11 protein-coding genes are annotated in these 13,802 nt (G+C 64.1%); 8 read left to right on the top strand and 3 right to left on the bottom strand.

The features are described from left to right. The 5 genes from Q0Q02_RS10105 to Q0Q02_RS10085 all read left to right on the top strand — a co-directional run bounded on the left by Q0Q02_RS10105 (nt 1) and on the right by Q0Q02_RS10085 (nt 4,076). Nucleotides 1-762, top strand: coding sequence for a 3-ketoacyl-ACP reductase (locus Q0Q02_RS10105; protein ID WP_293809009.1), 762 nt, complete (start codon nt 1-3; stop codon nt 760-762). A gap of 112 nt (nt 763-874) precedes the next feature. Continuing rightward, nucleotides 875-1,543 carry an amino acid ABC transporter permease gene (locus Q0Q02_RS10100; RefSeq protein WP_293809007.1) on the top strand — a complete coding sequence of 223 codons (669 nt, stop codon included), beginning with the start codon at nt 875-877 and terminating at the stop codon, nt 1,541-1,543. 9 nt (nt 1,544-1,552) lie between these two features. After that, nucleotides 1,553-2,203 (top strand): amino acid ABC transporter permease, encoded by a 651-nt coding sequence (locus tag Q0Q02_RS10095; RefSeq protein ID WP_293809006.1) that lies wholly within the window; start codon nt 1,553-1,555, stop codon nt 2,201-2,203. A gap of 45 nt (nt 2,204-2,248) precedes the next feature. Beyond that, the gene (locus Q0Q02_RS10090; RefSeq protein WP_293809004.1) at nt 2,249-3,070 is read left to right on the top strand and encodes a transporter substrate-binding domain-containing protein; all 822 of its coding nucleotides are present in this window, start codon (nt 2,249-2,251) and stop codon (nt 3,068-3,070) included. Between the two features lie 226 nt (nt 3,071-3,296). After that, nucleotides 3,297-4,076: an amino acid ABC transporter ATP-binding protein gene (locus Q0Q02_RS10085; RefSeq protein WP_293809002.1), complete on the top strand. Its 780-nt coding sequence runs from the start codon at nt 3,297-3,299 to the stop codon at nt 4,074-4,076. Between the two features lie 36 nt (nt 4,077-4,112). Here the strand turns inward: Q0Q02_RS10085 and Q0Q02_RS10080 are convergent, their stop codons facing one another. After that, nucleotides 4,113-5,555 carry an oligosaccharide flippase family protein gene (locus Q0Q02_RS10080; RefSeq protein WP_293809000.1) on the bottom strand — a complete coding sequence of 481 codons (1,443 nt, stop codon included), beginning with the start codon at nt 5,553-5,555 and terminating at the stop codon, nt 4,113-4,115. Nucleotides 5,556-6,331: 776 nt separating this feature from the next. Beyond that, complete coding sequence (locus Q0Q02_RS10075; protein WP_293808999.1) at nt 6,332-8,062, bottom strand: hypothetical protein; 1,731 nt, start codon at nt 8,060-8,062, stop codon at nt 6,332-6,334. 490 nt (nt 8,063-8,552) lie between these two features. On the opposite strand from Q0Q02_RS10075, the gene Q0Q02_RS10070 reads away from it, so the two are divergent. Genes Q0Q02_RS10070 through Q0Q02_RS10060 form a run of 3 tightly spaced genes read left to right on the top strand, consistent with a single transcriptional unit; the run spans nt 8,553 to nt 13,238 of the window. Then, nucleotides 8,553-10,103: an AbgT family transporter gene (locus tag Q0Q02_RS10070; protein WP_293808997.1), complete on the top strand. Its 1,551-nt coding sequence runs from the start codon at nt 8,553-8,555 to the stop codon at nt 10,101-10,103. Nucleotides 10,104-10,145: 42 nt separating this feature from the next. Beyond that, nucleotides 10,146-11,360, top strand: coding sequence for a M20/M25/M40 family metallo-hydrolase (locus Q0Q02_RS10065; RefSeq protein ID WP_293808995.1), 1,215 nt, complete (start codon nt 10,146-10,148; stop codon nt 11,358-11,360). Between the two features lie 48 nt (nt 11,361-11,408). After that, nucleotides 11,409-13,238, top strand: a complete 1,830-nt coding sequence (locus Q0Q02_RS10060; protein ID WP_293808993.1) for an SLC13 family permease — start codon at nt 11,409-11,411, stop codon at nt 13,236-13,238. Nucleotides 13,239-13,334: 96 nt separating this feature from the next. On the opposite strand, the gene Q0Q02_RS10055 is transcribed toward Q0Q02_RS10060, so the two are convergent. Then, on the bottom strand, nt 13,335-13,802 hold a 468-nt coding region (locus Q0Q02_RS10055; protein WP_293808991.1), incomplete at its 5' end, for a hypothetical protein.

The raw sequence follows: 13,802 nt of genomic DNA, 5'->3' as shown, positions 1-13,802 counted from the left end.
ATGACCCGCCCCGTCGCCCTCATCACCGGCGCAAGACGCGGCATCGGCCGCGCCATCGGCGTGGCGCTCGCCAGGGCCGGCCATGACATCGCCTTCACCGATATCGCCGAGGACGAGGCCGTCGCCGAAGCCGCGAAGCTGTTCGAGGCTGCCGGCGCAACAGCGCGCTTCTTCAAACACGATGTCGCGGCGGTCCCGAGCCATGCCGGCCTCGTCGCCGATGTGAAGGCCGCCTTTGGCCGGCTCGACCTCTTCGTCTCCAATGCCGGTATCGGCGCGCCCGTGCGCGGCGACATGCTGGAGATCACGGAGGAGAGCTTCGACCTCGTGATGGACATCAATCTGCGCGGCGCCGCCTTCCTGAGCCAGGAAGTCGCCAGGGCGATGCTCGCGGACAGGCCGGAGCGGCCGGCCATCGTCTTCATCACCTCGGCCTCGACCGAGCTGATCTCGATTGACCGGGCGCAATATTGCGTCTCCAAGCTCGGCCTCTCGATGTGGGCGAAGGCGCTCGCGGTCAGGCTGGCGCCGGAGGGCATCCCGGTTTTCGAGGTCAGGCCCGGCGTGATCCGCACCGACATGACCGCGAAGGTCGCCGCCAAATACGACGCGCGCATCGCCGACGGGTTGATCCCCGCCGGGCGCTGGGGCGAAGGCGAGGATGTCGCGAACTGCGTCGCCGCCCTGACCAGCGGACAATTCGCCTATGCGACGGGAACAGTGATCAACGTCGATGGCGGCTTGCTGATCCCACGATTGTAGCAAGACTGGACCGACAACACCGAGAAGCCGGCGGCAAGCCGGCCGGATATCCACGGAGGACAGGATCGATGAAGGCTGTTGAGCAGCGGAAGCCCCGGAGGGGCTTGTCCGCATGAGCTATGAATTCGACTTCGCCGACGTCTTCGCGGCCTGGCCCGAGCTTCTGCAGGGGCTGGTCAATTCGCTCGTGCTCTCGGCGCTGGCGATGGCGATCGGCATGGTGGTCTCGGTCGCCGGCGCCCTCGGCAAGACTTCCGGCCCGAAATGGCTGGTCTGGATCATCGACGAATATATCGAGCTGATCCGCAACACGCCGTTCCTGATCCAGATTTTCATGATCTATTTCGGCCTGCCGTCGCTCGGCCTGAAATTCTCGTCGAACAGCGCCGCGCTCCTGGCCCTGGTGGTGAATGTCGGCGCCTATGGCATCGAGATCATCCGTGCCGGCATCGAGAGCATCCAGAAGGGGCAGATCGAGGCGGGCAAGTCTCTGGGTATGCGCCCCCTCCAGATCTTCCGCTACATCATCCTGAAACCGGCGATCCAGGCGATCTATCCATCGCTGACCAGCCAGTTCATCCTGCTGATGCTGAACACCAGCGTCTGCTCGGCGATCGCGGCGAGCGAATTGACGGCTGTGGCGGGCGACATCCAGTCGCGCACCTTCCGCAGCTTCGAGGTCTATTTCATCGTCACCTGCATGTATCTCGGCCTCTCCGTCTTCTTCTGGTCGGTCTTCGCCGGCATCGAGCGCACCTTCCTGCGCAAGCCAACCCGGTGAGGTGAGACGATGCGCACACTCGGCTCTCCCGACATCATCTACATCATCATGGCGGTGCGCTGGACGCTGCTGCTTTCGCTCGTCGCCTTCCTCGGCGGCGCGCTCGGCGGGGCGCTGGTCGCGCTCGCCCGCACCGGCGAGTTCAAATGGCTCCGGGTCGCCTCCACCGGCTACATCAAGGTCTTCCAGGGCACGCCGCTGCTGATGCAGCTCTTCCTCGCCTTCTTCGTGCCGGGGTTGTTCGGCTGGTCGGTCGATCCCTGGACGGCAGCTGCGCTCGGCCTCTCGCTCCATGCCAGCGCCTTCCTCGGCGAGATCTGGCGCGGCGCGCTCGAGGTGGTGCCGCGCGGGCAATGGGAGGCAGCGACCTCGCTCGGCCTGCGCTACTGGCCGAAGATGGTGCTCGTCATCGCGCCGCAGGCGGTCCGCATCGCAATCCCGCCGACGATCGGCTTCCTGGTCCAGCTCATCAAGGGCACCTCGCTCGCCTCGATCATCGGCTTCGTCGAGCTGACGCGCGCGGCACAGATCATCAACAATGCCACCTTCCGACCCTTCACGATCTTCGCGCTCGTCGCGTTGATCTACTACGTCATCTGCCGGCCGCTCTCGGCCTACAGCAAGAGGATGGAGCAGAAGCTCCTCGTCGCCGCGCGCTAGGCGCGGCTGCGCAACACCAAGCCGACCCCTCAGAGGAGAACGTCCATGTCGCTGTTTAAATCGATTTGCCGCCGCAGCCTCGGCGCGCTGGTCTTCGCCGGCCTTGCCGCCGCTGCGCTCAACACCGCCCCGGCCCAGGCCGCCACGCCCGACGAGATCAAGTCCCGCGGCAAGCTGATGGTCGGCGTGCTGACCGACTACCCGCCCTTCGGCGGCACCGACGCCCAGCAGAATCCGGCCGGCTATGATGCCGATGTCGCCGCGCTGATGGCCAAGTCTCTCGGCGTCAAGCTCGAGCTCGTGCCGGTCACCGGCCCGAACCGCATCCCCTACCTGCTGACCAACAAGATCGACGTGCTGATCGCCACCTTCGGCATCACCGCCGAGCGCTCGAAGCAGGTGCTGTTCTCCAACCCCTACAGCACGCTGACGATCTATGTGCTGGCGCCCAAGAGCCTGACCATCAAGACGCCGGAAGACCTGAAGCCGGTGACGATCAGCGTCGCGCGCGCCTCGACCCAGGACACCGCGATCAGCGCCATCGCCCCGGCCGGCACGCCGCTGAAGCGCTATGACGACGACGCGACCGCGCTGCAGGCCCTCATCTCCGGCCAGGTCCAGGCCATGGGCGCAAGCAACACCATCCTCGCCCAGCTCCTCAAGGACTACCCGCAGCTCAACATCGAGCCGAAGCTCACGCTGAAGGAACAGGCCAACGGCATGGCCTTCCGCAAGGCCGACACGGCTCTGGCCGAGTTCTCCAACAAGTTCATCGCCGAGATCGAGGCCAATGGCGAGCTCTCGAAGATCAACCAGAAGTGGTTCGGCATCGCGCTGCCGAAGCTGCCGGCGATGCCGCAGTTCTGAGCCGGGGCCTGATGGCTTTCTTCGGAACCGCGCCGTCATCCCAGGCTTGAGCCGGGATCCATGCCGGAGCGCTTCCGAGGAAGGTTCAGGCATGGGTCCCGGCTTTCCGCTTCGCTCCGGCCGGGATGACCCGCGGTTCGCTGAAACATGTCGGTTTCGGGAACACCGGATGCGGCCGGCTTCGTGCCGGCCCCATCTTCCAACCACCCCAGAACGGTTATTGCAGATGTCCGCGACCGCCCCCTCCGCCCCCGACCATGCGATCGGCGACGTGATCATCGAGATGCGCAAGGTCGACAAGTTCTATGGCGACTTTCACGTCCTGCGCGATATCGACCTCACCGTCTCGCGCGGCGAGCGCATCGTCATCTGCGGTCCATCCGGCTCCGGCAAGTCGACGCTGATCCGCTGCCTGAACCAACTCGAAGAGCACCAGAAGGGCGAGATCGTCATCGACGGCACGACCGTCCACGCCAGGCTCAAGGGCATCGAGGACATCCGCCGCGAGATCGGCATGGTCTTCCAGAGCTTCAACCTGTTTCCACACCTGACCGCGCTGGAGAACTGCACGCTCGCGCCGATGAAGGTGCGCGGGATCGCCAAGGCGGAGGCCGAGGCCACTGCCCGCAAGATCCTGGAGCGCGTCCATATTCCAGAACAGGCCCATAAATATCCGGTGCAGCTCTCGGGCGGCCAGCAGCAGCGTGTCGCGATCGCCCGCTCGCTCTGCATGAACCCGAAGATCATGCTCTTCGACGAGCCGACCTCGGCGCTCGACCCCGAAATGGTCAGCGAAGTGCTCGATACCATGGTCGAACTCGCCGAGAGCGGCATGACCATGATCTGCGTCACCCACGAGATGGGCTTCGCCCGCAAGGTCGCCGACCGCGTGATCTTCATGGATGCCGGCGAGATCGTCGAGATGGCGCCGCCGGAGCGGTTCTTCTCGGCCCCGCAGAGCGAGCGCACGCGCAAGTTCCTCGGCCAGATCCTGCACCACGCCTAGCGTTCTCGAGGCCGGCCGGGGCGCCCTCCTTATCGGCTACCAATCACGGGTTACGCCGACCCAAAGGGCCCAGAGGGCAAGGATCGAAACAGCGCTGGCCCAAACCGCGGCAAATGATAACTGCAGGTTGGCGACAACAAAGCCCGCGCAAACGGCAGCAGCACTGACGCCGAGACCCGTGATCGTTCGCCTTGAAAAGCGGGCGGCCGAGACGAGCAACAAGGCATCGAAAGCCATTCGCAGGGCGCTGGCCGCCGCTGCGCCGGCAATGCCCGCAACCTGCAGCCCAACCAACAACCCCGCCAAATAAAACGGCAACTCCAGCAAATGATACTTTACGGGAAGGTCTGGCCTGCCTTGACCTTCCAGCAAGGCGAAAGGCATCAACGCCAATCCGTTGAACCAGATCCCAACAAGCAAGATTTGCGACGGCAATGTTGCTTTCTGTGAAAACTCCGCCCCGAGCCAGATCGTCAAGACAGTCGAAACCAGGAAAATACCCACGATGATCGCCGGAGTTATGATGTGGGACAGTATTTTGACGGAACGCTCCGATAGCGCTCGCGCCTCCATCTCCGACAATTTTGATATTCTTGGGTAAATCGTACGAAACACGGCGAGAGGGAAGATATGAATTCGCTGAATCAGCGAATTCGATATCGAATAATAAGGCAAAAAACTCGATCCAATTCGCGCACTGATTATGAATTGATCAACCGTCATGATGATAGGAGAGATGATCCCACCAAGCGACACCCAGCCGCCGAAAGAAGACATCTGCCTTATCAATTTAAAATTAAATCTACAATTTAAATCTATCGAAAGAACTCTAACCGTCGCGCAGGCCCCAGCTAAAATAACTCCAGCACGAACCACTAGCGCGACTGGAATCATGACGTCTAAGCTGTTCGAATAGAAGAAGGCGACCAGAAATGGCGTCGCTTGGAATAGAATCGTTCCTAGGGTTTGAATTTGATTCGACAAGGCAAAATGCCGCCGCCCTTCGAGCACCCCTCCGAGCACCCCCGACGCCGCCGCGAACGGCAAGAAGGCTGCCAGCCAAGGGCCGGCAGCCAGGAACTCCTTCTCGATGTCGGGCGTCGCGTTTACGATGACGGGAAGCACTGATCCATAGATTAGAAAAAATATGACGCCAAATATAGCGCCAAATATCATGTTAAAAAGATTTGTACTGACAAAAATTTCGCTGATTTCCTTGACGTCATCGGTTTTTGCACAAAGATTGGCTGCAGCCCGAGCCAACCCGAGGCCCATCAATCCGAAATAAGCCAAGAATACCCATAAAACAGTCAGGACGCCGTATCGCGGCAAGCCGACGAACTTGATGTATAGCGGCGCGAGCAGAACCAAAATCACCGTAGTGATAACGGGCCCGGAAAAGTTCCAGGCCACGTCTTTCAAGGAGCGCGATGACAAAAACGAGCGCAGAGACAGGCGAAATTGCGAACCAAAGGACAATATTCAATGCCTTTCCCACTTTGGCTGAAAGCCGATAACCGCTTGAACGAAACCCTCGATCATATAATTTCGGGCAAATCCACCCGATGGCACTTCTGCATAGCACCCGGCCCGCTTCATTTAATTCAATAACTCTCGGATTCTTGTGAAATCCAGTGCCTCGTAAAGCCTTTGGCGTAAGTTAAAAATTTCGCCCAGAGGCTGTACCGCTCCACACCCTCCATCGCCGCCGCTGCGGCATTTCCGTCCAATTTCGTCGCAAGCTCCCGAAACATCGGACGACATCGCCCCCAAAACTTCCGAACGCCCTGTTCTATCGAGGCCGACCGGCGCGAAGCATCCGCTCAAACGCATCGATTGAACGAACTGCACGCGGCTTGCCAGAGTTATTACTCTAACGCAGACGGCAAGGCACAAGCGGGGATTTGATCTCAGTCCTCGAACAGATCTGAACCCTTAAAACTGGCTTCCTTTGGGTTGGAGTTTTCCGATCGTTTCCCCTGCGCTGTGCGAAGCGGAAGGCGATGAAGGGTTCGAAATTCCCGGACGCGCGGAAGGCGCTCATTCGGAATCAGGGCGCGGATGGGATTCCGATCGCGGAGATTTGCCGGCAGGCCGGGATCATGCCACGCCCGAAGCGTCGGTCGAGGCACCTGCCATTGCCTTCCGGCCCGGCGATGTCCGTCTCGATGACCAGCCCGGCCCTGGGCAGGGCGGCAGGGCCGTCGTCGTGTGCTCGCACGTCCGTCATGCCGATGGCGGCGGGCTGCTTGACGTCATGACGATTTCACCAGCCCCGAGAAACCTGCCACGGCAAGCAGGCTCAGAGCCCAGCCGACCACCGAATGGAAGTAGAAATAGCCGATCGCGACACGCCCCCCGGGCTTTGCCGGATTCGGGCGCCAGAAGCTGCGTTGCCCCATGTCGAGCACCGGCAGCAATGTGTCGAGCGAGTACATCCACGGGCTGAAAGCAGGGTAGCTTGAAGCCTCCCACTGCCGGCGGAAGCAGGCGAGTTGCGTCTCGCCCTGCTCTCCCAGCCCCTGGGACAGGCCGCTGGCGACGAGGGGTCTGCGTTCATCACGCGCAATCCCGCAGAGCGTCCACTCGGGTGCGCGCAAGACGACCGCACTGTTCGGCATCATCGCACCCTGCCGTTCGGCATGGGAGAAGACCGCGACGCCCGCGAACCAACAGAAGACGAGCCAGGCGACGGCGAGAAGCGGCCTGCGGCCATAGCCGAGCGTGATGCCCAGAATGCCGTCGGCAACAAACAGCAGCGCCCGCCATGCCCGGCTTTCCGTCCGGCCGCGGCGCGCCCGGCGCTGCAGCCGCTCCTTGATGACGAGCACCGCGCTCGCATCCTCGCCATGGCCCATCTCGCGGAAGACGGCGGCGAGTTGCTCGTAGGGCTGCGGCCAGAAATCCTCGCCCCCGCTTTCCGGCGACTGCCGCGCCAACCAGGCAAGCCGGCTCTCGGCATCGACCGGGCCGTCGATGAAGGCCCCGTAGCGACAGCGGTTGAGCAGCAGCTGGCCCGGTTTCGGCCAGCAGTCCGCTTCGTCATGGATCGTGCCGATCGAGGCGCCGGTCAGCGCGAGCGTGCCGTCCAGCCGCGCCCCGTGCCTAAGAAAGAAGGCCCCCGCGACAACACCCCTGCTGACATCGACGGCGGCTCCGCCAGCATTCTCGACCGTCGCGCCGGAACAATCGAGATCCCCGCCGATATCGGCCCTGCTCAATCGGACCTCGCCGCCAATGCGGGCATTCCGTAGAGCGACGCTGCCGCGGCAGGCGAGTTCGTCCGCATCCAGCGCGATCCGCTCGAAGGCGGGGATGCTGGCTCCGGTTGCATCGAGATCGGCGGCCAGAACCGCCCCCGACAGGTTGGCGCCGCCGCGCAGTGTCGCGCCGCGGAGCAGCACGTTGCGAACCTCCAGGCTCCGGCCCAGCAGCGCATAGCCACCACGATTGCTGATGATCGCGCCGTCGCATTCGAGATTGCCGCCGAGACGCGCTTGATCGAGATCGATCCCCGTCTCGACCTCCGCTCCTCGCAGATAGATGCCGCCGCGCGCCTCGAGCCGCTCCGCCTGCAGCCCGGGCAGCCGCGATCCATCGAGAAACAACCGGTTGATGATGGCAGCGCGCAGGACCGGGGCCGCTTCGAAGCGGCAGTCGGTGAGCCCGATGTCGCGGAAGACGCGGCAGGCTTCGAGATCGAGCGCCCCCGCGATCCAGGCCCCCCTGACGAGAACCCCCTTCTCGTGCGGCCGGCACCCTGGCTCGCCTCCCAGAATCAGGAAGCGCAGGAACGACGCCCGCACGATACGGGCCGGATCGGGCTCCTCCGGCAGGGAACCATCCCCAAGCCGGTCGAAAGAGCCTGACTGAAGGCCGGCGACGATCTCTTCTTCCGCGGGAAGCAGCGGGCGGAAATCGTCGAGGCGCGCTGTCGAGGTCGCCCAGGCCGCGGCCTCGGCAGCAAGGCTCCAGTCCAGAGTCACGTGCCCGCCGCGCTCAGCCTGAACCTTGGCGCCGACGCACCGAGATTGCCGCATGTTCGTGCCCCGGCCGCCTCCCGCATTCGCGGCGGCGATTCCAGATGCCAACAGCCTCGCCCTTGCATCGAACTCCCCTGGGCAATCACGGCACCGCAAGCCGCAAGGCGCGCTTGCGGTCACGAGACCGTGCGGGACGGCAGCGAAACGCTAGCAATACCGGCAAGGCTGCGGATCGGCTCAGAATCCCAACTCTGGACCAGTCATCCCATTGTTGGAGCATCGCATTGCCGGAGCACCGGTTCCTGCGGCGAAACCGGCCCGACTTTGGGACGCAAGAGCCAGAATTAGAGATTCGCTGCATATGCACCCGCGATATCCGGGAGCTAGAATCCGGAGGCCGGAGCTTGAAATCTTGCAGCTTTGCGGGACTTCCGAAGCCCCGCGCGGCGGCCGCAGCTCTTCAGCTGAAGCCTTGGCTTGAGAGGGGAATGCGATGACAACCGCCACCGCCGCGCCGAAGACGACCATGCAGCGCTTCCTCGACACCGTCGAGAAGGTCGGGAACATGGTTCCTCACCCGGTCATCATCTTCCTGATCCTGATCGGCATCGTCATCGTCCTCTCGGCCGTGCTCGGGCTTTTCGGCGCCGCCGTTACCTTCGAGCGGATCAACCCCGACACGCACAAGATCGAGACGGCGAGCACGGCGATCCAGAGCCTGCTGACGATCGACGGCATCCGCTTCATGTATTCGTCACTGATCCCGAACTTCATGAGCTTCACGGCAGTGGGGCTGATGATCGTCGCGATGATCGGCGCCGGCGTCGCCGAGGAATCGGGGCTCGTCACCGCGCTGATCCGCAAGCTCGTCATCGTCTCCCCGCAGTGGGCGTTGACCTATATCCTCTCCTTCGTCGGCATCATCGCCAGCATCGCGGCCGATGCCGGCTACCTCGTCCTGATCCCGCTGGCCGGCATCGCCTATCTCGCCGTCGGCCGCCATCCGGTTGCCGGTCTGGCGCTGGGCTTCGCGGCGGTCGCGGGAGCCTTCACCGTCAACATGCTGATCAAGCCGCTCGATGCGGTTCTGGTCGAATTCACCAATGACGCGGCGCGTCTGGTCGACCCCAAGCGTACGATCGGCCTGGCATCCAACCTCTGGTTCTCGATCGCCTCGGTGCTGTTCCTGACCGCCATCATCGCCTTCATCACCGATCGCATGATCTCCCCGCGCCTGGGCGCCTATGATCCGAAGCTGGCGGCCGAGGGAACGGTCACCGAGCAGGGCGCCGTGCTGTCCGAGGCGGAGTCGCGCGGCCTGCGCTTCGCCGGGTTCGGCCTGCTCGCGCTGGTCGCGGTGTTCGGCCTGCTGACGCTCCCTGCAGGCGCGCCCCTGCGCAACCCGACAACCGGCGAGCTCATCGGCAACTCGCCCTTCATGAACGGCCTGATCGCGCTGATCATGCTGATGTTCCTGATCACCGGCTGGGCCTACGGCATCGGCGCCGGTACCCTGAAGACGCTGTCGGAGGTCATCGCGGCGATCGAGAAATCGATCAAGAACATGGGCGGCACGATCTTCCTGTTCTTCGTGCTCAGCCAGTTCGTCGCCTACTTCACCTACACCAATATCGGTACGGTGATGGCGCTGAGCCTTTCCGGCATGCTGCAGGCGGCCAATATCGGCGCCCTGCCACTGCTGCTCGGCTTCATCGTCGTGGTCGCGCTCATCGACCTGCTGCTGACCGGCGCGATCGCGAAATGGGCGATCTTCGCACCGGTCTTCGTGCCGCTGCTGATGAAGCTCGGCGTCGAACCCGAAGCCGTGCTCGCGGCTTACCGCATCGGCGATTCACCGATGAACGCGATCACGCCGCTCAACGCCTATTTCGCCCTCGTGGTCGGCTTCATCCAGAAATACGACAGGAATGCCGGCGTCGGCACCGTGGTCTCGCTGATGCTGCCCTATGTCGTGTGGATGTTCGTGCTGTGGACGGCGCTCTTCGCCGTCTGGAAGGTGCTCGGCCTGCCCTGGGGCTTGTGAGCCTGGCGCCCCTCCCCACGATAACGCCTCTCCCCTGATCGGATGGACATCATGAGCAGCCCCAACGTTCCCCTCGACGTCGAAGCCGCCATCGCGCATCTCATGCGCTTCCTCTCGGTTGAAGGCGTGACCGGCAAGGAGGCGAATATTGGTGCCGCCGTCGTCGAGGCCCTTAAGACGATCGGCGTTCCCGCCTCCGCCATTCGCTTCGACGATGCCAACAAGCGCATCCCGCTGCCGACCGAGACCGGCAACCTCATCGTCGATCTGCCCGGCACCAAGGCTGGGCCGCGCCTGCTGTTTTCGACCCATCTCGACACCGTGCCGCTCTGCGCCGGCGCCAAGCCGGAGCGTAAGGGCGACCGCATCGTCTCCGACGGCACCACGGCGCTCGGCGGCGATGCCCGCACCGGCGTCGCCCTGCTGGTCGTGCTGGCCGAGACGTTGATCAAGCACAAGCTGCCGCATCCGCCGGTCACGCTGCTCTTCACGGTGCGCGAGGAAAGCGGTCTGCACGGCGCGCGCGAGCTCAACCCCAAGGATCTCGGCGGCGCGACGATGTGCATCAATGTCGACGGCCAGCTCGCCTCCGAGCTGCTGATCGGCGCCGTCGGCCAGGAGAACTGGGAGGTCGAGATCACCGGCAAGGCCTCCCATGCCGGCGTCGCGCCGGAGAAGGGCATCTCGGCGACACTGGTCGGCTCGATCGCCATCGCCGAGGCCCGCCGTGAGGGCTGGTTCGGCAAGATCGTCAAGCCCGACGGCCACGGCACCAGCAATGTCGGCATCTTCGGGGGCAAGGGCGGCACGGTTGCGGCCGGCGACGCCACCAACGTGGTCACCGACTACGCCTATATCCGCGGCGAGGCGCGCAGCCCCGAAGCCGCCTTCGCCACCAGGATCGCCGAAGCCTTCAAGGCCGCCTTTGCCAAGGCTCAAGGCGAGGTGAAGGACGATGCCGGCGAGACGGCGCAGGTCAAATTCACCCACAAGCCCGCCTATCCGCCCTTCGAGCTCGCCAAGGATTCACCGGTGGTGAAGCGCGCTGCCAAGGCGCTCGGCATTCTCGGGCTCACGCCGAACTACCTTTTCTCGAATGGCGGGCTCGATGCGAACTGGCTCGACAAGCACGGCGTCCCGACGATCACGATCGGCGCCGGCCAGGCCGAGATCCACACGATCAAGGAATATGTGAACCTGACCGAATACGAGAAGGGCTGCCGCCTCGGCATCCTGATGGCGACGATCGAGGATTGAGACCCCAAACGGGTCTGCGATCGAGCGGGACCCACAAGGAGCTGATGCGTGAGCCCGATCGCCTATACCGGCATCATCGTCGCCATTACCGTTGTCCTGTTCGTCACGAACAAGGTGCCCGTCGTGCTCGTCGCGATGGGCACCGCGCTCGGCCTCTGGGCGACCGGCGTCCTCACCCTGCCCCAGGCGCTTGCCGGCCTCGGCGATCCGGCCGTCATCTTCATCGCCTCCCTGTTCATCGTCAGTTCCGGGCTTGAGGTCACCGGCGTCACCGCCTGGGCCGGCCAGCTCCTGATCAAGGGCGCGGGCGAGGAAAGCCGGACGCGCCTGCTCCTGATGATGATGGCGCTGGTCTCCCTCCTGGTCGCGCTGATCAGCCTGAACGGCGCGGTCGCAGCACTGCTGCCCGTCGTCGTCGTCATTGCGGTCCGGCTCAAGCGCAACTCCTCGCAGCTGCTGATGCCGCTCGTCTTCGCCGGACACGCCGGCTCCATGCTGGCTCTGACGGGCACGCCGGTGAACGTGCTGGTCTCAGAGGCCGGGCTCGATGCGGGCGTCGGCGGCTTCGGCTTCTTCGAGTTCGCGCTGGCCGGCGTTCCGCTGCTCGCGGGCACCATGGCGATCATCATCCTGTTCGGCGAGAAGCTGCTGCCGCAGCGCAACGGCGCGACCATGCCGGCGGATTTCAGCCGCCATGCCAAGACGCTGGTCGAGCAATACGGACTGGCGAGCGGCATCCACCAGCTGCGCGTTCGCGCAACCTGCCCCTATATCGGGAAGCCCTCCGCTGAGATCGACCTCGGTACATGGTCGGGGCTCCAGCTCGTCGCGATCCAGGACGGCAGCACCGCCGGGCCGCTACGCCGCACGACGATCGCCGAGGGCGACCATCTGCTGTTGCGCGGCGAGGCCGAGGCCGCGGCGCATTTCGCGGCACAGATGCATCTCGCCTTCCGCGAGGAAGGCAGCGGCGACAGTGAGGAGACGCTGTTCAACCGCCGCTCGGGCCTCGCCGAGGTGGTGATCCCGCCACGGTCCGGCCTGATCGGCCAGACCGTGTTTCCGGGCATGGTCACTGAAAGCGGCGATCTGATCGTCCTCGCCGTCCAGCGCGGGGCCGGCGAGGCTCCGAGCGTCGGCGCGACCAAGACGGCGGGCGTCGTGCTCCAAGCCGGCGACACGATGCTGCTGCAAGGCACCTGGAAGGCGCTCGACACTCATCTCGACGATCCCGACGTCCTGGTCGTCAGTTCGCCCGAGCTGGTGCGGCGCCAGGCCGTGCCGATGGGACCGGGCGCCAAGCAGGCGATCGTCATCCTGCTGGCGATGGTCCTGCTGCTGGCGACCGGCGTCGTGCCCTCCGCCGTCGCGGGCCTTCTGGCCGCCGGCGCCATCATCCTGTGCGGCATCATGACCGTCGAGCAGTCCTACCGGGCGATCAGCTGGACGACCGTGATCCTGGTCGGCGCGATGATGCCCCTCTCCACCGCGATGATCGAGACCGGCGCGGCCAAGATGCTGGCCGACCGCCTCGTCTCCCTGGTCGGCGATGCCGGTCCGATGGCGCTGCTCGCCGGTCTGTTCGTCCTGACGGCGATCATGGGCCAGCTCATCAGCAACACCGCGACGGCGCTGATCGTCATTCCGATCGGCGTCGCCGCAGCCGCCTCCATGGGCATCTCGCCGCGGCCGGTGCTGATGAGCACGGCCGTTGCGGCTGCCGCCTCGTTCCTGACGCCGATCGCGACTCCGACCAATCTGATGGTGATGGGTCCGGGCGGCTACGTGTTCAGCGATTACTGGAAGCTCGGTCTGCCGCTCCTGATCTGGTTCTTCGTCGTCGCCGTCTTCATCGTGCCGCTGATCTGGCGCTTCTGAACCGAACGGCGAAGGCAAGCCTGGAGTTGCCCCCGCTTCCGCGGATTTTTCGCGGCCATGGCGGTTCAGGTCGGTTCATGGTGCAGCCTTAGGCATTCAACCTGCCAGCATGAAATCCGCCAGGCTGTAGCAGTGACTCGCCTGGTAGGCGTTCCGCCCCCGGTTCATGTGCAGCAGATTGAAGGTCCGTATGGCGCACAGGATGCGCGGCACCCCAAGGAACCGACGGATCGAGGCACTGCCCTGGACGTTGACGCAGAGCATGTCGGGGCCACGCGGAAAGAAATAACCGATATCCTCCGGCGTCGTGACGCAGCTCTCGAGAAAGGCCTCGTCCAGATCGGCGCGTGCAAGCGAACGGTCCGTAGTGAAATCCGAAAGGCGCATCAGAAATCGCCCGCGGACACCCTCTCCGGCCGCATAGAGCGTGAAAAGCTCCATCCAGCTCGCGTTGACGCGGATAAGCGGTTTGTCGGACGTCGAAGGCAGGCAGGAAACCGACCAGTAGTGACGTTCGCTCCGGCGCGGGATCGGGATGCAGTTCCGGCCATAGAGCCCGAGAAT

This window comes from uncultured Allobosea sp. (genome assembly GCF_945956895.1).
GTDB lineage: Bacteria > Pseudomonadota > Alphaproteobacteria > Rhizobiales > Beijerinckiaceae > Allobosea.
Note: the sequence above shows the minus strand (reverse complement) of the source record. Positions and strands in the feature narration are given on the sequence as shown.